Origin of the sequence: Leeuwenhoekiella palythoae (assembly GCF_900130045.1) — a bacterium.
GTDB classification, from domain to species: Bacteria; Bacteroidota; Bacteroidia; order Flavobacteriales; family Flavobacteriaceae; genus Leeuwenhoekiella; species Leeuwenhoekiella palythoae.
Map to the genome: position 1 here is coordinate 815,332 of NZ_FQXT01000001.1, position 20,321 is coordinate 835,652.

20 protein-coding genes are annotated in these 20,321 nt (G+C 41.9%); 14 read left to right on the plus strand and 6 right to left on the minus strand.

Translation table 11 applies throughout. The annotated features are described in order from the left end of the window. Positions 1-248 precede the first annotated feature (248 nt). The 4 genes from BUA96_RS03230 to BUA96_RS03245 form a co-directional block, all read right to left on the minus strand. Positions 249-725 carry a UpxY family transcription antiterminator gene (locus BUA96_RS03230; protein ID WP_072980489.1) on the minus strand — a complete coding sequence of 159 codons (477 nt, stop codon included), beginning with the start codon at positions 723-725 and terminating at the stop codon, positions 249-251. Positions 726-2,236: 1,511 nt separating this feature from the next. Further along, positions 2,237-2,554 carry a rhodanese-like domain-containing protein gene (locus BUA96_RS03235; protein WP_072980491.1) on the minus strand — a complete coding sequence of 106 codons (318 nt, stop codon included), beginning with the start codon at positions 2,552-2,554 and terminating at the stop codon, positions 2,237-2,239. 59 nt (positions 2,555-2,613) lie between these two features. After that, positions 2,614-3,234, minus strand: coding sequence for a thioredoxin family protein (locus BUA96_RS03240; protein ID WP_072980279.1), 621 nt, complete (start codon positions 3,232-3,234; stop codon positions 2,614-2,616). Between the two features lies 1 nt (position 3,235). Next, positions 3,236-3,784: a TlpA family protein disulfide reductase gene (locus BUA96_RS03245; protein WP_233430602.1), complete on the minus strand. Its 549-nt coding sequence runs from the start codon at positions 3,782-3,784 to the stop codon at positions 3,236-3,238. 250 nt (positions 3,785-4,034) lie between these two features. On the opposite strand from BUA96_RS03245, the gene BUA96_RS03250 reads away from it, so the two are divergent. The 12 genes from BUA96_RS03250 (at position 4,035) to BUA96_RS17425 (ending at position 14,163) form a co-directional block, all read left to right on the plus strand. Continuing rightward, complete coding sequence (locus tag BUA96_RS03250) at positions 4,035-4,493, plus strand: MarR family winged helix-turn-helix transcriptional regulator (protein WP_072980283.1); 459 nt, start codon at positions 4,035-4,037, stop codon at positions 4,491-4,493. Then, complete coding sequence (locus BUA96_RS03255) at positions 4,486-5,118, plus strand: NAD(P)H-dependent oxidoreductase (RefSeq protein WP_072980285.1); 633 nt, start codon at positions 4,486-4,488, stop codon at positions 5,116-5,118. The genes BUA96_RS03250 and BUA96_RS03255 overlap by 8 nt, the downstream gene beginning before the upstream one ends. A 64-nt stretch (positions 5,119-5,182) precedes the next feature. After that, positions 5,183-5,821, plus strand: a complete 639-nt coding sequence (locus tag BUA96_RS03260; protein WP_084673037.1) for a YceI family protein — start codon at positions 5,183-5,185, stop codon at positions 5,819-5,821. A gap of 759 nt (positions 5,822-6,580) precedes the next feature. After that, positions 6,581-7,978, plus strand: coding sequence for an anthranilate synthase component I family protein (locus BUA96_RS03265; protein WP_072980288.1), 1,398 nt, complete (start codon positions 6,581-6,583; stop codon positions 7,976-7,978). A gap of 1 nt (position 7,979) precedes the next feature. Beyond that, positions 7,980-8,552 (plus strand): anthranilate synthase component II, encoded by a 573-nt coding sequence (locus BUA96_RS03270; protein ID WP_072980290.1) that lies wholly within the window; start codon positions 7,980-7,982, stop codon positions 8,550-8,552. Positions 8,553-8,711: 159 nt separating this feature from the next. Continuing rightward, on the plus strand, positions 8,712-9,707 hold the full coding sequence (gene trpD / locus BUA96_RS03275; protein WP_072980292.1) for an anthranilate phosphoribosyltransferase: 996 nt from the start codon (positions 8,712-8,714) through the stop codon (positions 9,705-9,707). 1 nt (position 9,708) lies between these two features. Further along, on the plus strand, positions 9,709-10,491 hold the full coding sequence (gene trpC / locus BUA96_RS03280; RefSeq protein WP_072980294.1) for an indole-3-glycerol phosphate synthase TrpC: 783 nt from the start codon (positions 9,709-9,711) through the stop codon (positions 10,489-10,491). Between the two features lie 282 nt (positions 10,492-10,773). Further along, entirely contained in the window at positions 10,774-11,412 is a 639-nt protein-coding gene (locus tag BUA96_RS03285) for a phosphoribosylanthranilate isomerase (RefSeq protein WP_072980296.1), read from the plus strand. Between the two features lie 103 nt (positions 11,413-11,515). Next, the gene (gene trpB, locus BUA96_RS03290; protein ID WP_072980298.1) at positions 11,516-12,700 is read left to right on the plus strand and encodes a tryptophan synthase subunit beta; all 1,185 of its coding nucleotides are present in this window, start codon (positions 11,516-11,518) and stop codon (positions 12,698-12,700) included. Positions 12,701-12,763: 63 nt separating this feature from the next. Continuing rightward, complete coding sequence (locus BUA96_RS03295) at positions 12,764-13,057, plus strand: GIY-YIG nuclease family protein (protein ID WP_072980300.1); 294 nt, start codon at positions 12,764-12,766, stop codon at positions 13,055-13,057. A gap of 128 nt (positions 13,058-13,185) precedes the next feature. Next, positions 13,186-13,950: a tryptophan synthase subunit alpha gene (trpA, locus tag BUA96_RS03300; protein ID WP_072980302.1), complete on the plus strand. Its 765-nt coding sequence runs from the start codon at positions 13,186-13,188 to the stop codon at positions 13,948-13,950. Between the two features lie 84 nt (positions 13,951-14,034). Next, the gene (locus BUA96_RS17425) at positions 14,035-14,163 is read left to right on the plus strand and encodes a hypothetical protein (RefSeq protein WP_262490495.1); all 129 of its coding nucleotides are present in this window, start codon (positions 14,035-14,037) and stop codon (positions 14,161-14,163) included. Between the two features lie 64 nt (positions 14,164-14,227). On the opposite strand, the gene BUA96_RS03305 is transcribed toward BUA96_RS17425, so the two are convergent. Then, positions 14,228-15,769, minus strand: coding sequence for a SulP family inorganic anion transporter (locus tag BUA96_RS03305; RefSeq protein WP_072980304.1), 1,542 nt, complete (start codon positions 15,767-15,769; stop codon positions 14,228-14,230). A 288-nt stretch (positions 15,770-16,057) separates the two neighbouring features. Here BUA96_RS03305 and BUA96_RS03310 point away from each other — a divergent pair, with 288 nt between their 5' ends. Further along, the gene (locus tag BUA96_RS03310; RefSeq protein WP_072980306.1) at positions 16,058-17,329 is read left to right on the plus strand and encodes a PQQ-dependent sugar dehydrogenase; all 1,272 of its coding nucleotides are present in this window, start codon (positions 16,058-16,060) and stop codon (positions 17,327-17,329) included. 113 nt (positions 17,330-17,442) lie between these two features. Further along, positions 17,443-19,521 (plus strand): TonB-dependent receptor family protein, encoded by a 2,079-nt coding sequence (locus BUA96_RS03315; RefSeq protein WP_072980308.1) that lies wholly within the window; start codon positions 17,443-17,445, stop codon positions 19,519-19,521. On the opposite strand, the gene BUA96_RS03320 is transcribed toward BUA96_RS03315, so the two are convergent. Further along, complete coding sequence (locus tag BUA96_RS03320) at positions 19,518-20,297, minus strand: peptidase associated/transthyretin-like domain-containing protein (protein WP_072980311.1); 780 nt, start codon at positions 20,295-20,297, stop codon at positions 19,518-19,520. The genes BUA96_RS03315 and BUA96_RS03320 overlap by 4 nt on opposite strands. Between the last annotated feature and the right edge of the window lie 24 nt (positions 20,298-20,321).

Sequence of the window (20,321 nt, forward strand, 5' to 3'; positions counted from 1 at the left end):
ATTAGGCAAAAATTCCTAAGCGAGGGGGTCTTTTCTTTTGTTACTTTTCTTTGGACAAGCAAAGAAAAGTAAAAGATTTCCATGGCTCCGCCGCGTCACCCCCATTTTTCTAATGAAAAGCAACCTGCCTCAACAACAAACTTTATTAAGCAACGCTACCAAGCACTAAAAGCTTTAGCGGTACTCATAAAAAGACCTCCCTAGAAAGGAGGCTATACGCGCTAACGGTTCGCAGCGCTATATCGTATTTAATTGACCAAATCTTTTAACCGGGCCTCCACAATGACACCCAAACTTTTAATGGCCATTTTTAACTTTTTACGTCCTACCTCCTGCACCACACCTTTTTGCCCTTTAAAATGACCACTGGCAATTTTCACTTCGGTTCCGGGTTGGTAGGCGCATACACGCACCTCAGTCACGGCATCATCAGACAGCCAGTTTTGAATGGCTGCGATCTCTTCATCGCGCACAATGGCGGGTTTACCTAACCAAAACAGATAACGTACGACTCCATGCACCGCAAACACCTGTTGGCGATCCGTGGAATTTAAACGAACAAAAACATAGGATTTAAAAAGCGGAACACGTATTTTTTTCTTACGATCACTCCAAATACGCACCTCTTCCAGTGTAGGACAAAAGACTTCAACCCCTATTTTTTCAAGCGCCGAAGCCACTTTTTTTTCTGTTTGTGGTTTAACGTATAACACGTACCAATTCATGCAAATCGTTTCTTTTAGCGTTACAAAATTTAGGGGATTTTCTAACATCTAGGTTGGCGAAAATAAGTAAATCTACCAGTTAAACAAGGGTAATTTAGTATTTAATTTTAAACAAAAATTAAGAAAAATCGCTCAAAGTCAGAAGAAAAACGTTATCGACAACAGCTTCAAGGCTTTAAAATTTACGGAATTAACTTTATCTAAAATTCAAAATACAAAAGTAGAACTACAAAATACAACACACAGTCATTTCGATCAACGGGAGAAATCACATCTGCTTGGCAATTCTACATATGCTCTCACCTCCAACTCTTAAAGCAAAAGACAGTCCACGGTGCCGCATTTACTATTTTGAGCTAATAAATCTAAGACCACACCAAATGAGAAATACAGATCAACAGCTGTCAGTACCAGTAGCCAGTTTGCGGTTTGCCTTTTATAGTATTAAATATCCATACCCAAAGGGTTTAGTATCCTTTTGGTCAGTATAGCAACAGTTGTCCGTTAAAAATTCATGAAGCCTTGGAAGGAATTTAGGACAACTGTTGCGGTTTTCGCCTCAGGCGAAAAATACCTATCCAAAAGGTGTCCTTTCTTTTGATACTTTTCTTTGGACAATCAAAGAAAAGTAAAAATCAACAATCAGAAATAGAAATACAAAATACAACGCCCAGTCATTTCGACCAGCAGGAGAAATCACATCTGCTTGGCAATTCTGCATATGTTCTCATCGCCAACTCTTAAAGCAAAAGACAGTCCACGATGGAGCGTATATGGTTTTGGATTATAAGATCTAAACATAAACCCGACAAGAAACGGAAATCAGAAATAGAAATTAACAGTTAGCAGTAGCAATAGCCAGTTTGCGGTTTGCCTTTTATAGTATTAAATATCCATACCCAAAGGGTTCAACGAATCTAAAAACTCCCTCGGTTCAGAATAGACGCAGGGCGTTCCGAAGGACAGGAGCGATAGCGACGCGGAACTAACAAGACGGTTTTCGCCTAAGCGAAAAATTCCTAAACGAGGGGCTCTTTTCTTTTGTTACTTTTCTTTGGAGAAGCAAATCGACGCTAGGAGATTCACGAGCTCTCGTGGAATAGAAATCTTGCGAGTAAAGAAAAGTAAAGAATATAATACCTAAGTAAAATTACTCAATCCGACATTTGGAGATTTACGAGCTCCCGCAAAATAATCATCATGCGAGTAAAGAAAATGAATAAACAACATTTTAAAGTAAACATTACTCAAACCGAGGATCCGAGGTTAACGAGCTCCCGTAACATAGAAATCAATCAATTAAAGAAAAATAAAAAATCATCAATCAAAAATCAGAAACAATAAATAAAGAACCTTCACACCAAACCCATAACATATCAAATCATTGAGCAAAGCCAGTATACGACCATACTACATTTGAAATAAAAAAAATCCCCGAATGAAGTTTCGAGGATTTTTGGTATTTATAAAAAGTTGAATCTATTTAAGGATGACTCACTACCAGAAATGACCTATTCCTGATACGTCGTTTCTCCGTCCCACTCCATAAATCCACCAAGCAGGTTGTAGGTGTTTTCAAAGCCCAGCTGATCCATCAGTTGTGCTGCTTGCCCGCTTCGGTTTCCGGAACGACAATAGATGTAATAATTTTTTGATTTGTCAAGTTCGTTTACTTTATCAATAAATCCTTGACCTTCATAAATATCGATATGATGTGAATTGGGGATGATGCCCTCATCTACTTCATTTTGTGTACGTACATCGAGAATAAAAGCATTATCATCTTCAGCGATTTGCGCTTCCCATTCTTCCTGAGTTATATTTTTCATCGTAAATTTTTTAGTATAAAAATCAAAAATAAGGCATTGCTCAAGCTTTTCCAACGGCATTACGCCTTAATAGCGCAACCAATCGCCTTGGTCGTTTCTGGGGTTACCGAAGTATCATTCAGCAAAGCTTCCACAGCATCAGCCACAAAGGCATGAGTAACAGAGGCGGCATCCCGCACACTGTCATCGATAGCCCCAATATACCGTACGATCAATGCATCTTCTTCCTTTTGAAGAACATAAACATGCGGCGTTTTGGTCGCCCCGTAAGTGGCATAAACCTCGTGATTGGCGTCATACAAATACGGATATGTAACACCCAAGTCCTTAGCAACTTTTTGCATTTCCGCATAGCTTTCGCCGGATTTCACCTCCGGGTTATTCGGGTTGATCGCGATCACGGGATAGCCCTTTGGTTTAAAGGCGGCATCTAAAGCCTGAATACGCTCTTGATTGGCAATAGCAAACGGACATGTATTGCACGTAAACACGACGATAAATCCTTTGGCTTCGCCGAAATCAGAAAGCGAAACGAGTTCGCCTGAAACATCTTTCAACCTAAAATCAGATGCACGATCGCCAATGTCGTAGCCCGATTTGAATTGATTAAAGCCGGCGATTCCCAGCGCAGAAACGACCAGGACCAGCGTAAGTACGATCAATACTTTTAAAGATTTCATATTAGTTAGAATTCAAGTTAGGGTTTAAAGCAAGTACTTCGCGCTCCAGACTTCGGTAATCAAAGGATTGCTCATAAAATCTATAGGCATCTTCAGCGATCAACAAGGTGGCCGGTATCGCACCACTCCACGACTCGGATACCTGCGGGATCCAGACATTGCTATGAGGATCATCCAACAGTAACACCTGGGCGGCAAGTTGATTTTTCAATATATACGGGATCAAGCGTGCTTCAATTTGATCAGGAAAATCCAGACTCACCAAGGTCACTTCTACCCCTTGCTTGCGATACGCTGCGTGAAGTTTTTCAAATACAGGCAGTTCCTGCACACAGGGCGCACACCAAGTTGCCCAAAAATTGATCACTTTTACCGTCTCACCTTCCGGAAAATCAAGCATCGGTTTAAAGGCTTCAAAATCATAAACAGGTAACTGGTATCCTTCCGCGTTAACAATGCGTACAGGTTTTGCGGCTTGTATAGAAGCTGCTTTAGAAGCACAGCCCATTAACACACACAACATCCAAAAACCGAGTAATCCTCTAATCAATAGTTCCTTTTTTTTTCCTGGTGCCGATTTCCTATGTGTATCGAATCAGCAAAAAGCATATAATCACTTGCGGTAAATTTAAGGAATACAACATTTTGATAACAGATTTTAGGAATTGTATAACATCTACAGCGTTGTATTGAATTTATTCTCGTTGAGAAACCTTAAAATTACGTTAAAGCGGAGAACTCATTTCCATCTAAACAAAAAATAATTATACATTTGTACATACAACAATTGTAGATACACAATGAAGATCGAAGAAGCATTAAAAATAGGAAACGGTTTAGACTTGTCCTCAAAAACCTTGATTAACATTCAATACACTTCCAGATTTCTGGAAGAACATTTTGCTGCGCTTCTTAAGGAATTTGATTTGAGTACTCCACAATTTAATGTGTTGCGCATTTTACGCGGACAGAAAGGAAAACCTGCCAGTCTGGCCTGCATTCAGGAACGTATGGTAGACCGAAGCAGTAATACGACCCGCTTGGTTGATAAGTTGATCAAAAAAGCGCTGGTAAGCAGACGCATCTGCCCTGCGAACCGCCGTAAAGTAGAAATCGAAATTACCGCTGCAGGTTTGGAGTTATTAGAAGACTTAGACCCGCTCACCGCTGCATCCAATGCGGCAAACACCGCGACCTTAACCACAACAGAATTAGAAACCTTGAATACTTTATTAGATAAATTAAGAAAAGATGAGTAAGTATATTGAACACCTCAACTGGCGATACGCCACCAAGCAGTTTGACGCAAACAAGAAGTTAAGCGAAGACCAACTGCAAACCCTAATAGATGCCGTACAACTTTCGGCTTCTTCTTATGGATTACAGCCATACAAGATCCTAGTGATCAAAGATGAAAAGATCAAAGAACAGTTGAAAGCCGCCGGCTACAACCAAGCACAATTCACAGATGCATCGGCCATTTTTGTGTTTGCACATCAAACTGATTTTGGAGCCGAACTTGTAGACAGTTATATTGACCACGCAGCACGTATTAAAGAAGTCGAAACAGGCGCTTTAGAAGATTATGCAAATCTGATGAAAAACAGCCTTTTAAATCTTCCACAAGAAGCTAAAGCCGGTTGGACTGCCCGCCAAGCCTACATCGCTCTTGGAAATTTATTAAGTGCCGCTGCCGCTCATCAGATCGACACCTGCCCGATGGAAGGTTTTGATGCGGATGCATTTGATAAAATTTTAGGACTTGCTGACACCAACTTACATGCGGTTGTTGTTGCCGCAGCAGGCTATCGCAGTGCTGAAGATCAAACGCAGCACGCTGCTAAAGTAAGACGCCCACAGGAAGAACTTTTTCAGATCCTCTAAAAAATTTTAACCAACATTTGTACATACAATTTTAATCCCTACAACAATAAAAATTTAGAATTTCATGAGCACTCTTAATCAAAGCTTAGCAAAACTAAACTTGGCTACAAAAAAAGCCTTCAATCAACTTAACCGCGATAATCGCGTTAAATCAGTATTAATCTTAGCAGTAGGCATTGCCGCTGCATCATTTACAACAAAAACTATTATGGAAAAAGTAAGCGTAAAAAGCAGTTCAATCACTTGGGTTGGCAAAAAAGTAACCGGAAAACATATGGGAACCATCGACCTCAAAGAAGGCTTCTTTGAAATGGAAGACGGCGCAGTTACCGGAGGTGAATTTATGATTGATATGAACAGTATTGCCTGTACAGACCTTGAAGGAGACAGCAAAGGGCAACTAGAAGGGCACTTAAAAAGTGACGACTTCTTTGGTGTTGAGAACTACCCAACCGCTAAATTGGTAATCACTAATGCAGTAAAGAATGGAAACACTTATAAAGTAACCGGTGACCTTACCATTAAAGAAACGACTGAACCTATCACTTTTGATCTTGAAGAAGCCGGTGACAACTTCACCACTACCCTAACCATAGACCGCAGTAAATACAACGTACGTTACGGGTCTGGAAGCTTCTTTGACAATCTAGGAGACAAAACCATCTATGACGACTTTACTTTAGATATCAACTTGTCTATCTAATTAATAGTCCTTCACAAGTATTTAGAAAGCTGCCTTTAAAAAAAGGCAGCTTTTTTATGGAACAACGCAATTCTAGACTACTTTATTAGAACAAATAAGATACCTGAAGGGTGAAATGTAATCAAACTTCCCTCGGTTCAGAATAGACGCAAGGACAGAGCATTAAGAAAAGGTCTAGTAGACCTTTTTAGCGAATGAGCTAGATGGCGCGTTGGCTTTGGAATGGAATTTTTTACTTCAAGTAGGAACTACTATAAAAAAACTTCTACAGCGACACGGAGCTTGCAAGGCAGTTTTTGCCTGATAAGGCAAAAAATTCATAAGCGAGGGTGTCTTTTCTTTTCTGCATCCGACGACCGCAGGGAGAGGAATGCATCTGTTGTGCTTTGTAATCATGTTAGTTGAATTAGTATTAGCAAATCGAGGATACGAGATTCACGAGCTCCCGTAAAATAACAATCACGCGAGCAAAGAAAATGAACAACCACGATTTCTGATAAAATCTTTAATCTACTTATAACGGCATCTCACCTAACATCAACTCGACTAATGAATAATTTTTTAAAAGTAATTTTAAAAAATATTGGTCTCTTTCTGAACGATGTGTATCTTTGAGGCTCATTATGAAAAACAAAACAGTAAATACTTGGTGGTGGATCTCGCAACAGTAACGTCGTGAAGCAACCTTGTATTTAATATCAAAATAAAAAAGGCCTGTCTCACGACAGGTCTTTTTGTTTATAAGCCTATCAACCCAAAATGAAATACACCTTAAAAACCCACCGCAAAAAAATTCTTGCAGATACCATCACTCCGGTGTCGGTTTACCTGCGTCTGCGTGATAAGTTCCCAAACAGCCTGCTCCTCGAGAGTAGCGACTACCGGGCTAACGACAACACCTTCAGCTACATCTGCTGCAAACCTATCGCTTCGATCACCGTAAAAAACGAAGTGATCACCGAAGTTTTCCCTGACGGAACTACCACAACCACGGCCATTGAAGTTGATACCGATGTGGTAGGCATCATTGAAGCTTTTGCTAAAAAATTTGAAACCGAAGACAACGAACAGAAGTTCATTCAAAACGGACTCTTCGGCTATATGAGTTATGACGCCGTGCGTTATTTTGAAGATATTGAAGTGACCAAAAAAGAAGCGCAGCTTGATGTGCCAGACTTGTATTATGCAGTCTACCAAAACATCATTGCCATCAATCACTTCAATAACGAAGCGCACATTTTTTCACATACCTATAACGAAGAGAACAACCTCAGCCAGATCGCTCAACTGCTTACCGTAAAAAGTTTTGCCGAGTATCATTTTAAGCTGGAAGGCGAACAACAATCGCAGATGTCTGACGAGGCTTTTATAGAGCTGGTAAAAACCTGTAAAAAGCATTGCCAGCGTGGAGATGTGTTTCAGATCGTTCCATCTAAACGCTTTTCACAAGGCTTTAGCGGAGACGAGTTTAACGTGTACCGAAGCTTACGCAGCGTCAACCCTTCGCCGTATCTGTTCTTTTTTGACTACGGTAATTTTAAGATCTTCGGAAGTTCACCTGAAGCACAGCTCATCGTTAAAGAAGGCAAAGCCGAAATTCACCCGATCGCCGGGACCTTTAAACGTACCGGAAATGATGAAAAAGACGCCGCTTTGGCCAAGAAACTTTCGGAAGATGCCAAAGAGAACAGCGAGCACGTGATGCTGGTCGATTTGGCCCGCAACGACCTGAGCCGTAACGGCAGTAATGTAAAAGTAGAAACCTATCGTGAGGTACAATTTTTTTCGCACGTGATCCATCTGGTGAGTAAAGTGACAGGAACCAAACATCCTGATACCTCAACCATGCGGGTTGTGGCAGACACCTTTCCGGCAGGAACTTTAAGCGGTGCACCCAAACACAATGCGATGAAATTGTTGGAGAAATACGAACCTATCAACCGAGATTTCTACGGAGGTGCCATTGGGTTTATGGATTTCAACGGAAACTTCAATCATGCGATCATCATCCGTTCCTTTTTAAGTAAAAACCACCAATTGCATTATCAAGCGGGAGCAGGAATCGTAAGCGACAGCGTACCGGAAAAAGAATTAGAAGAAGTATATAATAAATTAGGAGCCCTTACCAAAGCCCTTAAACTGGCTGAAGAACTATAACATGAAAAAACGAGTTTTAGTCATAGACAATTACGACAGTTTTGTGTACAATCTGGTACACTATCTTGAAGATTTAGACTGCGAAGTCACCGTAAAACGTAACGATCAACTGCAACTAGAAGAAGTGGCTGCTTTTGATAAGATCCTGCTGTCACCCGGACCGGGAATTCCCGAAGAAGCTGGTCTGCTTCTGGAAATCATTAAAACCTACGCACCTACTAAAAGTATGTTTGGCGTTTGCTTAGGCCAGCAGGCCATTGGTGAAGTTTTTGGTGGAACGCTTATCAATTTAGATCAGGTGTTTCACGGGGTTGCGACTTCGGCTAAACAACTGGTGACTGATGAGCCCCTTTTTAAAGATATTCCTACGGAATTTGAAATTGGCAGATACCACTCGTGGGTCGTTGCTCCCGAAAATTTCCCGGAAGCTTTAGAGATCACTTCGGTGGATGTGAACGGACAAATCATGTCGCTACGCCATAAAGAATATGACGTGCGCGGCGTACAATTTCACCCCGAATCGGTACTGACTCCCGAAGGCAAAACAATGATCAAAAATTGGGTAAATAACTAAATATTTTTTCATTTCCGTGAAGACGGAAATCTTTAAAATAAAAGAAGTAGTCCATTTCCGTGAAGACGGAAATCTCATGAATCAAAACAAGTCTATTTCCATGAAGATGGAAATCTCACATAAATAATAATGCTCCCTACGGAGTACTTATAGCGAATAATGAAAACAATATTAAATCGACTCATAAACCACGAGCAACTCAGTAAAGAAGAGGCACGCGAGGTTTTGGTCAATATTTCAGAAGGAAAATACAACACCAGTCAGATTGCGGCTTTTATCACAGTGTATATGATGCGCAGCATTACTGTTGAAGAACTTGCCGGCTTCAGAGATGCGTTGCTTGATTTGTGCATTGCCGTACCCTTTGACGGATACAACGCCATCGACCTCTGTGGAACCGGTGGTGATGGTAAAAACACGTTTAACATCTCTACACTTTCCTCATTTGTAGCAGCAGGTGCAGGAATCAACGTAACCAAGCACGGAAACTACGGAGTTTCTTCCGTGAGCGGAAGCAGCAACGTTATGGAAAGCTTCGGAATAAAATTCACCAACGATGCCGACTTTTTAAAGCGCTGTCTGGATGAAGCCGGTATTTGTGTATTGCACGCGCCGCTTTTCCATCCGGCGATGAAAAATGTGGGGCCTATTCGTCGCGAACTTGGGGTAAAAACCTTTTTCAATATGCTGGGCCCTATGGTGAATCCGGCGTTTCCTGAGAACCAACTCGTGGGTGTTTTCAATTTGGAACTCGCTCGTTTATATGGATATCTGTATCAGGATACTAAAAAGAACTTCACCATTTTACACAGTATCGACGGCTATGACGAGATTTCCCTTACCGGAAATACCAAAGCCATTCGCAACAACAGCGAGCGTATGTTGACTGCTGAAGATTTTGGGGTTCATACCATCAAGCAAGAAGAAATTTATGGTGGCGACACCATCGAATCTTCTGCGGCGATCTTTAAAAAAGTGATCAGCGGTAAAGGCACCGAAGCGCAAAACAATGTGGTTTGTGCCAATGCAGGTATGGCCATTGCCACCGTTAAAAACCTCGAACCTAAAGCAGGTTTTGAACTTGCTAAAGAATCTCTTTTAAGCGGAAAAGGACTTGAACGCTTAAATAAACTCATAGCCCTAAGCAGCAAATAAGATGAATATATTAGACAAAATAATCGCCGATAAATACAAAGAAGTAGCCTTACGCAAGCAGCTGATTCCGGTGAAACAATTGGAACAGTCGGTACTTTTTGAACGTAAATCGCCTTCGCTTGCGCAAGCCTTGAGCACAAGCGCCTCAGGAATCATCGCTGAGCATAAACGCCGGTCGCCCAGTAAAGCGACGATCAATCACAACCTCAATGTGCAAGATGTAGCCAGTGGTTACGAGCAAGCCGGAGTTTGTGGAATGAGCGTACTTACTGATGGAAAATATTTTGGCGGTTCGCTGGACGATTTGTTACTGGCGCGCGCCGCAGCACAATTACCGCTGTTACGCAAAGAATTTGTGATCGACACCTACCAAATTCTGGAAGCGAAAGCCTATGGTGCCGATGTGATCTTGCTCATTGCAGCAGTGCTCACTCGGGAAGAGATCAAAACCCTTTCAGAATTTGCTAAATCGCTTGGTCTTGATGTACTTCTCGAGGTGCACAATCTGGAAGAATTGCAAAAGTCGGTGATGCCGTCTTTAGATATGTTGGGCGTAAACAATCGCAACCTGAAAACTTTTGAAGTGAGCCTCGAAACCAGCAAAAGCCTATCGGCTGAAATCCCGGATGATTTTGTAAAAGTATCTGAAAGCGGCATCAGTTCGATCGAAGCGATCAAAGCCTTACAGCCCTATGGCTATAAAGGATTCCTCATTGGCGAGAACTTTATGAAAACCGATGATCCCGGCGCCAGCGCAACCGAATTTATCAAACAGCTTATTTAATAGTATATAAATTGAATACTAAATAGTAGAAATGCGAAGCCTCCTTTTGTTCCAGAATAGGCTTTATAAAATGGGAAAGACAGCGCAGCGCCCATTTTATAAAATGGTTTTCATAACCGACGAAGGTTATGGAAAATTCCTAACAAAAGGCGTCTTTTTCTTTGGTTCGTTTCTTTTGGACGAGCAAAAGAAATGAACAAAACAGAATAGGAAGTAATAAAATTAATGGTTAAAACAATCCATAATAAAAAGTACGATAAGCTATGCCTTAAGGTTTGTGGTATGAAACACAACACCCTTGACGTAGCCCAACTCAAGCCAGATTATTTGGGTTTTATTTTCTTTGAAAAAAGTAAACGAAATTATGACCAGGCAGCTATTGAAGCTCTTCCGGAAGGGATACAGAAAGTGGGCGTTTTTGTAGATGCAAGCATTGAATTTGTACTCGATAAAATCCAGCAATTTCAGTTTGATGTGATTCAGCTGCACGGAAGCGAAACTCCTGAATATTGTAAGACGCTTCAAAACGGTTGTCTTATCGAGCGCAGTCGAGATACTGCCGAAGCTACTCCTTCCAAAATACCCAAAATCTGGAAAGTCTTCAGCATAAAAGACCACTTTGACTTTTCAGTTTTGGAAGCTTATGAAGCTGTGGTCGATAAATTTTTATTTGACACCAAAGGAAAGGAAAAAGGCGGAAATGGCTATACCTTTGATTGGAGCGTGCTTCAAGACTATCCTTCGCAAAAGCCTTTTATCTTAAGTGGCGGTATAGGATTGGAAGAAATCCCAGCGGTAAACGAACTTAAAAAAACAACCCTTCCGCTGGCGGGGATTGATGTCAATAGTAAATTTGAAGACGAACCGGGATTAAAAAATATAGACTTATTAAAGTCACTTATAAAAGAATTAAATAGATAGAGATTTCCGTCTGAGTTGAAATAAAAAATTACTGTGAATTAAAAGATTTCCGCCCAGTTTATCCTGAGCGATAGCCGAAGGGCGGAAATATCAATATAGAATTATGAACTACAACGTAAATGAAAAAGGATATTATGGCGATTTTGGTGGTGCTTACATCCCAGAAATGCTATACCCTAATGTAGAAGAGCTGCGTCAAAATTACTTAAAAGTGATGCAGGAACCGGATTTTCAAGAAGAATTCAAGGCGCTTTTAAAAGAATATGTAGGTCGCCCTACCCCATTATATTATGCCAAGCGTTTTTCCGAAAAATATGGAACAAAAGTGTACCTCAAACGGGAGGATCTGTGTCACACGGGAGCACATAAAGTGAACAACACGATTGGCCAGATCTTAATGGCCAAGCGTCTGGGTAAAAACCGTATCATCGCAGAAACCGGTGCCGGTCAGCACGGGGTGGCTACGGCCACCGTATGTGCGTTGATGGGCTTAGAATGCATCGTGTATATGGGAGCGATAGACATCAAACGTCAGGCGCCTAACGTAGCGCGAATGAAAATGCTTGGCGCCACAGTAGTTCCCGCAGAATCTGGCAGCAAAACCTTAAAAGATGCGACCAATGAAGCCATTCGGGATTGGATCAATAATCCGACCGATACGCACTACATCATTGGTAGTGTGGTAGGACCGCACCCGTATCCTGATATGGTGGCGCGTTTTCAGAGTGTGATCTCTGAAGAAGTAAAAAAGCAATTACTGGAGAAAGAAGGCAAAGAAAATCCAGATTATGTAGTGGCCTGCGTAGGAGGTGGCAGCAATGCAGCCGGGCTTTTTTATCATTATCTCGATACTCCGGAAGTGGGCATCATCGCTGTAGAAGCTGCCGGAAAAGGCATCCATTCCGGGGAAAGTGCAGCAACTTCAGCCTTAGGTAAAGAAGGTATCATTCACGGAAGTAAAACCCTGCTAATGCAAACCGATGACGGACAGATCACAGAGCCGTATTCGATTTCTGCAGGTCTCGATTATCCTGGTGTCGGGCCTATGCACGCACATTTATTCAGAAGCGGCCGTGGGGAGTTCATCAGCATCACCGACGATGACGCGATGCAGGCCGGTCTTGAATTATGCAAACTGGAAGGTATCATTCCCGCGATCGAATCGTCTCACGCTTTGGCCATTTTTGAAGAGCGCAAGTTTAAAAAAGATGATGTAGTGGTCGTGAATTTGAGCGGTAGAGGAGATAAAGATTTGAATACGTATATAGATTACTTCAAACTCGCTTAAGCGTGTTTGAATTTTTCATTTCCGCGAAGGCGGAAATCTCTTGAATGTAAGCACACATTTTAAATGGATGAATTATTCTACGCATATATTCTTACAAATAAAAACCACACAGTGCTTTACATTGGGGTTACCAATGATTTAAAAAGAAGACTTAAACAACACAAACAAAAGAGCAATAAAGGATTTTCAGGAAAGTACAATGTTGAGAAACTCGTCTATTTTGAATCTAGCCCTTATGTCGAAAACGCCATTAAAAGAGAGAAACAGCTCAAAAAATGGAATCGAGCCTGGAAAGAAAATCTAATCAACGAAATGAATCCTGATTGGAACGACCTGAGTTGGATGCTGAACGAATGAGGTTTCCGTAGAAAACATAATAATAACTTGAAATGAATTGGGAAAGATTTCCGCAGCGTACATAATTGAAATTAGAATTAGGTTGGGAAAGATTTCCGCCTTCGCGGAAATGACTAAAGAATAAAAATATGAACAGAATAAATAAGAAATTACAGGAAAGCCAAAAATTGCTTTCTATATACTTTACCGCAGGTTATCCTGAGTTGGAAGATACTACAACGGTTATTGAAAAACTGGTGGAATCAGGAGTTGATATGATTGAGATCGGTTTACCCTTTAGCGATCCGCTAGCAGATGGACCAACGATTCAAGAGAGTTCTACCGCAGCTTTAAAAAATGGAATGACCACCGCCAAGCTCTTTGATCAGATCAAGGACATTAGGAAAACCGTAGATATCCCATTGATCGTAATGGGGTATTTTAACCCGATGCTTCAATATGGTGTTGAAAAATTCTGTGCTATTTGTGCTGAAATAGGCATAGACGGACTCATTATGCCGGATCTCCCGCTTGCGGAATATGAAGAACACTATCAAGCTACTTTTGAAAAATATGGTCTTAAGATGATCTTTTTGATCACGCCTCAAACTTCAGACGAGCGTATTAGACAAATCGATGCTGCGAGTGACGGTTTTATTTATATGGTGAGTAGCGCAAGTACTACGGGAAAAACTTCGGGCTTCAGCAGTGTGCAAACCGATTATTTTGAACGCATCGCTGCCTTGAAGCTTAAAAATCCACAGATCGTAGGCTTTGGGATCAAAGATGAAGAAACCTTTAAGGCTGCAACACAAACTGCAAAAGGCGCCATTATAGGTTCAGCATTCATAAAAACCCTTACCGAAAAAGGTTTAGACGGGATAGAACCGTTCATAAAGAGTATAAGACCCTGAGTATTAACCCGCTTTTAGCAAGTTCTTACCATTAATTAACAGCTGCGCTTCGTATCTTGTTTTTAACAAAAAAAGAAAACTATTATGGATAAGAAATTTGAACGTACTGTAGATCAAAAGAACCCAACGAATCCTACAGGAAATAGAAACGAGAAAACCAACAAGGTGGATATTGATGAGAAAACCATCAAAGACCAACAGAACAAGCACTAAGCGCTTGCACTAACTACCAAAAATTGAAAAGCCGATACTTTACGTATCGGCTTTTTAAATGCGTTTAATTAGCATCACTCCCTACTAGATTGTACGTAGGATCTTCAATAATATTTACATCAATGATCGCCTCGGCGTTCTTCAACAGACGACGACAATCAGGACTCAAGTGTCTTAAATAAACTGTTTTACCAAGTTTATGATAACGGCTGGTAACGACGTTTAAAGCTTCGATAGCTGACATATCTGCTACCCTACTTTCTTTAAAATCAATAATGATCTTGTTGGGGTCATTCAGAATATCAAACTTTTCAGTAAAATTAGTCGTTGAAGCAAAAAATAACGGTCCGTAGATCTCATAATGTTTGGTGCCTTCATCATCTACATATTTTCTAGCTCTAATGCGTTTAGCACTTTCCCAAGCAAAAAACAAAGCCGAAAGAATCACACCCACCAATACGGCCAGCGCGAGGTTATGCAGAATCACAGTGATCGCAGCCACGATGATTACCAAGAAAATATCCTTTTTAGGCACTTTGTTGAAAATACGAAGCGTCGCCCACTCGAAGGTACCTACCGCAACCATAATCATCACCCCTACGAGAGCCGCCATCGGAACTTTCTCGATCACCGGCGCACCGAATAGTACGATCATCAAAATAGTTAATGCGGCAATAATACCTGACAAACGCGCTCTGGATCCCGCGGAAAGATTCACTAAGGTTTGCGCGATCATCGGGCAACCTCCCATTCCGAAGAAAAAGCCGTTAAGTAAATTGGAACTTCCCTGAGCTATACACTCGCGGTTTCCGTTCCCTTTAGTTTGTGTGATCTCATCTACGAGATTCAGAGTCAGTAAACCTTCAGTAAGTCCTACCGCCGCCATCACCATAGAATACGGTGCGATCACTTTCAACGTTTCGTAAGAAATAGGAATTTCAGGAATATGGAACGGAGGAAAACCACCACTTACCGAAGCGATATCTTTCACCGTTTTAGTATCAATTCCGAAGAAATACACAAGTGCAAAAACCACAATAATCGCCACCAACGAAGAAGGAACAGCCTTGGTCAATTTCGGAAGAAATATAACGATCAATACCGTAAGGGCGGCCAGACCCGCCATAATTAATAAAGGCGTACCGGTCAACCATGCAACCTCGCCATTGACCAAAGTTTTAAACTGTTTGATCTGCGACATAAAGATCACGATCGCAAGACCGTTTACAAACCCAAACATCACCGGGTGCGGCACCAGACGAATAAACTTCCCCAGTTTAAACAGTCCGATCAACACTTGAATTACACCGGCAAGTGCCACAGCAGCTAAAACATATTCTAAGCCGTGCGAATTCATCAATGCAATCAGCGTGATCACTGTGGCTCCTGCTCCACCTGAAATCATCCCGGGACGACCTCCAAAAATCGCAGTGACCAAGCCCGCGATAAACGAAGCGTATAAGCCCATTAAAGGCGGCAGACCGGCAAGGATTGCAAAAGACAAGGATTCTGGGATCATCGTCATCGCTACGGTAAGACCGGCAAGAATTTCGGTTTTGTAATTGACCTTTTGGGTGAGATCAAATAAGTTGAATACCTTTTTCATGAAGTAGTTTTGTGCAAAAAGCCTGTGTGTTTGTAAAATGGAAAATGCTGTGATTTAGCAGGTTAATCCGTTTCTCAATTCGGCTGCAAAAATAGCCTTTTTTAACGGAAGGGCAAGCCTTGAAGCTTCCTATCCGATCTGACTTCTATAACTAGTGCACTCGCAATAAATACGCAAAGGATTTCGAAAAGCCTCAACCTCAAGTAGTGCCGTTAAACTTATATTAATGCGGCAGCACAGCAGATACCGAGCGGCTTAAAGTCTTATTTTCGTATAAAATCACTAACTATGAAAACATCCCTCTATATTTTAGCCGGAGTTCTTGCTTTGGCTGGTTGTAAAAATGATAAAAGCGTACCCGAAAGCGAGCAAGAAGAACTCGCCGATAACGGTCCCGTTACCGTAGAAACTACGGTGGGTCCTTTAGAACTGCCTGCTCCTTTTGCCTCAGAATCGGTAACTAAAGAAAGTAAGATCGTGGCTTGGCCTTCAGGAACAACTCCTACTGCTGCCGAAGGTTTTAAAGTAGAACGCTTTGCCGACTCGCTCAAACATCCACGATGGACGTATGTAGCTCCAAATAACGATATTTTTGTAGCGGAGTCCAACACCAAAGACAGCGCCAACCGCATTACCTTATTGCGTGATACCAACAGCGATGGCAAAGTAGATGAACGCTATATTTTTAAAGAAGATCTTAATCAGAATTTTGGAATGCTGGTTTTAGACGGTTCGTTTTACATCGCAAACACTGATGGTTTATACCGCTTTCCATACACCGAAGGGCAAACCAAATTAGAAGGTGAAGGTGAAAAAATAGTTGAACTTTCTGCAAGTGGTTATAACAACCATTGGACGCGCAATATCATCACCAACGAAGCCGGAGATAAGATTTATATTTCGGTGGGATCTGCTAGTAATGTAGGTGAACAAGGAATGGAGAAAGAAGAGCGTCGCGCCAATATTCTTGAGGTAAATCCTGACGGAACCGGAGAGATCATTTACGCAGCCGGACTTCGAAATCCTGTGGGGATGGACTGGAATCCGGTGACGGGCGAACTGTGGACTGCAGTTAACGAGCGCGATGAATTGGGGAATAACTTGGTTCCTGATTATGCGACCAGCGTTAAAAAAGGCGGATGGTACGGCTGGCCATACAGCTACTATGGGCAGATCAACGACCCACGCTGGGAAGATGATCCGCATCAAGATTTAGTAGACAAAGCGATTATGCCTGATGTTGCTTTAGGACCGCACACCGCATCTTTAGGTTTTACCTTTTATACCGCAGAACAATTCCCACAAATGTACCGCAATGGGGCTTTTGTAGGTCAGCACGGCTCTTGGAACCGCGAGCCTTTCTCAGGATATAAAGTCGTATTTATTCCGTTTGAAAACGGGATCCCAAAAGAACCAACCGATTTCCTTACCGGTTTTGTTCCTGACGAAAACGGGAATGAAGTGTACGGCCGCCCGGTGGCTACTACAGTAGCGCCAGACGGTTCCTTACTGGTGAACGATGATGATGGCGGAGTGATCTGGCGCGTTTCCGCAGAGTAATTCCACACAAATCAAGCCTATTGGTGTTTTAGTTTTTAGTGGCTCCAATAAGGTATACGTTTTAGTATTTTTGAAATTCATCAGAATTTCCACCCTCGATTATCGAGTACTTTATGAAAAATATTCTTTTAGGTCTGCTGTTGTTTTCTGGATGTGCATTTGCTCAAGAGAAAACAGCAGCAGATTCTGTTTTAGTTCGAAATACCTTAGGTGAAATTACCATCACCTCCACCCCTATTCATGATAAATTGCAACGCATTCCCGCGGCGGTAAATGTCATTGCTGCTGAAGATTTTCAGCGCGGTGACCAACTTTCTATCGCTAACGAGCTCAATAAAAATCCTGGAATTCAGATGCAGCAAGGTGCGCTCAATACGAGCCGCATCAGCATCAGAGGTTTAGGAGCGCGCAGTCAATATTCCACAAACCGTGTAAAGGCCTATATTGAAGGCATCCCGCTGACTACCGGCGAAGGTGAAACCACTTTGGAAGATATCGACCTCAACTTGATCGAGCGTATGGAGATCATTAAAGGGCCTGCCAGCAGTAGCTATGGCGCAGGCCTGGGCGGAGCGATCAATATTTCGGTAATAAAACCGGAACGCAGCACAATCAAATTAAATGGATTAGCAGGCGCTTATGGTCTTTTTAAAAGCGGAATCACCGCAGCACTCGCTGAGGACAAAACCGCTGGATTTGTAAGCTTTAATCATCTGGAGAAAGACGGCTTTAGAGCGAATAGTAACTACAACCGAAACACCCTAACCGGATTTGCGAGAACCCAGATTAATGCCGCCAGCACGCTAACCTTCTTCGGAAACTATACACGGGTAAAAGCCTTTATCCCAAGTTCTGTAAATGAAGAAACCTTACAAAACAGTCCTGAAGACGCAGCATTCACGTGGGGGCAAGCGCAAGGCTATGAGTCGTATGATAAAGCCTTAGCCGGACTTTCTTACGATTGGAACATTAACGCTAACCATAGGTGGCAAACCAGTGTTTTTGCAAATTACCGTGACGGGTATGAACCGCGACCTTTTGATATTCTTGATGAAGATTCTTTTGCCTTTGGAATTCGCAGTACCTTAAAATCTCAATTTTCCCTTTTCAACCTTCCTGCAAAAAGCAGTATTGGGGTTGAATATTTTGATGAGCATTACCAGGCCCAGCTTTTCAATAATTTATATGAAGAGAATAATGGCAATGGAAGCCTGCAAGGTGACCGTTTTAGTAATCAAGAACAGGACCGCAAATACCTCAACCTCTTTGCTCAATTAAGCCTGCAACTTGCACCGAAGCTTAAAGCAGATGTCGGCCTGAATTACAACCACAGCAGATACCGCCTGGATGATTACCTTAACGAAGCCAATATTGACAACAGTGGGGTGTACACATACCCTCGCATCTTTTTGCCGCAAGCAGGTTTGAGTTATGAAGCCGCTAGCGATAAATTTATTTACGCCTCGGTAAGTCGTGGATTTTCACTTCCCACTGTTGCCGAAACCTTAACTCCGGAAGGTGCCATCAACCCGGAGATCAAACCCGAAACCGGGATGAATTATGAGCTGGGATTAAAAGCCCAATGGCTAGATAAAAAACTCTATACCGAACTCGCTTTATACACGGTTCAGGTTACTAATTTACTGGTTGCAGAGCGTGTGGGCGATGATCAATATGTAGGTCGCAATGCCGGAGCCACAGACCATAACGGGATTGAATTCTTTATTCATTATCGCGAAAAGTTATCAACGGAATGGTCATTACAACCCTACGGATCTTTAGCGGTGAACGATTATTCATTTGATGAATTTGTAGATAACGACGAGAATTTCAATGGAAATGACCTCACCGGAGTCGCTGATCAAGTGATCAATTTAGGTCTGGATGTGGCTTTTCAAAATCGTTTTAAAATCAACATCAATTACCGCCACACCGGAAGCATTCCACTGGATGATGCCAACAGTCTTTATAGCGACGCCTACAATCTTGTAAACCTACGTGGTGACTATAGTTTTACGCTTTTTAATGAAATAAAAACCCAGCTTTTTGCGGGAGTTAATAATGTGTTTGACACCAATTATGCAGCACAGGTATTACCCAACGCAACCGGTTTTGGTGGTGCAGCGCCACGTTACTACTATCCCGGAGAACCTGTAAATTTTTACGCCGGATTGAACATCGATCTATTCTAATTTCCTTCAGGAAGTTTCATACCATTTTCTCCAAATTCGTTGAGTTCGGCTTCAAAGCTATCGGCGAGTTCAATGAATTTGTCTAAAAGGTCCAGTTGGTTTTCAGGCTCTAACAAATTGCCGGGAAGTTGCTTGGCATCGCAATACTCAAAAAACAGGTTGTGGTAATACGCATCAATCCCCAATTGCTCCACTAAAAATTCCCGATTAAAATATTCATCGGTAGCAAAGAGCACTCGGTATTGTTTATATGTAATAGGCGCATAACTTTCCTTTTGTTTGGAAGGGTCTTTCTTAAACAAGCTCATAAAAAGGCGTCCTATCTCCATAAAATCGACACCATTGGTACTGTTGGGCGGTCGGTATAGTTGGCGGTTCTTTTTGATGTCATTTTGAATTCTACTATTGAAAATACTATCGTAGACGCGCACATCAAAAGGCTTTTCCTTAGGCGCTTCGGTGAGGCGTACTTCGTCCAGTTCGTTTAAGTTCTCTTTCAACTCCACGACCCAAACCTTTTCCAGCTGATATTGCTCTACCACAAACACCTGCGTTTCCATAAACGGCGCACTAAACACCAAAGAATCTTCTAAGCGGGCCGCCAGACTAAAATCTCCCTCATCAGTAGTGGTCGTACTTTTATTCTGCGTCAGGTTTTGCACCAGCACGCCGGGAACACGCTTATCGCCCGCATAAACCTTTCCGGAGGTGTTCTGTGCATAAGCATTACCCATCATCAATATGACAACTCCTGTAAGTAAAATAAGTATTCGCATCACCTTGCTTTAAGTTGCGAAGTT

Bases quoted from the DNA above. Each gene is read 5' to 3' on its own strand.
- BUA96_RS03230 (WP_072980489.1), bottom strand. From the start codon at position 725: ATGAATTGGTACGTGTTATACGTTAAACCACAAACAGAAAAAAAAGTG.
- BUA96_RS03235 (WP_072980491.1), bottom strand. From the start codon at position 2,554: ATGAAAAATATAACTCAGGAAGAATGGGAAGCGCAAATCGCTGAAGAT.
- BUA96_RS03240 (WP_072980279.1), bottom strand. From the start codon at position 3,234: ATGAAATCTTTAAAAGTATTGATCGTACTTACGCTGGTCCTGGTCGTT.
- BUA96_RS03250 (WP_072980283.1), top strand. From the start codon at position 4,035: ATGAAGATCGAAGAAGCATTAAAAATAGGAAACGGTTTAGACTTGTCC.
- BUA96_RS03255 (WP_072980285.1), top strand. From the start codon at position 4,486: ATGAGTAAGTATATTGAACACCTCAACTGGCGATACGCCACCAAGCAG.
- BUA96_RS03260 (WP_084673037.1), top strand. From the start codon at position 5,183: ATGAGCACTCTTAATCAAAGCTTAGCAAAACTAAACTTGGCTACAAAA.
- BUA96_RS03265 (WP_072980288.1), top strand. From the start codon at position 6,581: ATGAAATACACCTTAAAAACCCACCGCAAAAAAATTCTTGCAGATACC.
- BUA96_RS03270 (WP_072980290.1), top strand. From the start codon at position 7,980: ATGAAAAAACGAGTTTTAGTCATAGACAATTACGACAGTTTTGTGTAC.
- trpD (WP_072980292.1), top strand. From the start codon at position 8,712: ATGAAAACAATATTAAATCGACTCATAAACCACGAGCAACTCAGTAAA.
- trpC (WP_072980294.1), top strand. From the start codon at position 9,709: ATGAATATATTAGACAAAATAATCGCCGATAAATACAAAGAAGTAGCC.
- BUA96_RS03285 (WP_072980296.1), top strand. From the start codon at position 10,774: ATGAAACACAACACCCTTGACGTAGCCCAACTCAAGCCAGATTATTTG.
- trpB (WP_072980298.1), top strand. From the start codon at position 11,516: ATGAACTACAACGTAAATGAAAAAGGATATTATGGCGATTTTGGTGGT.
- BUA96_RS03295 (WP_072980300.1), top strand. From the start codon at position 12,764: ATGGATGAATTATTCTACGCATATATTCTTACAAATAAAAACCACACA.
- trpA (WP_072980302.1), top strand. From the start codon at position 13,186: ATGAACAGAATAAATAAGAAATTACAGGAAAGCCAAAAATTGCTTTCT.
- BUA96_RS17425 (WP_262490495.1), top strand. From the start codon at position 14,035: ATGGATAAGAAATTTGAACGTACTGTAGATCAAAAGAACCCAACGAAT.
- BUA96_RS03305 (WP_072980304.1), bottom strand. From the start codon at position 15,769: ATGAAAAAGGTATTCAACTTATTTGATCTCACCCAAAAGGTCAATTAC.
- BUA96_RS03310 (WP_072980306.1), top strand. From the start codon at position 16,058: ATGAAAACATCCCTCTATATTTTAGCCGGAGTTCTTGCTTTGGCTGGT.
- BUA96_RS03315 (WP_072980308.1), top strand. From the start codon at position 17,443: ATGAAAAATATTCTTTTAGGTCTGCTGTTGTTTTCTGGATGTGCATTT.
- BUA96_RS03320 (WP_072980311.1), bottom strand. From the start codon at position 20,297: ATGCGAATACTTATTTTACTTACAGGAGTTGTCATATTGATGATGGGT.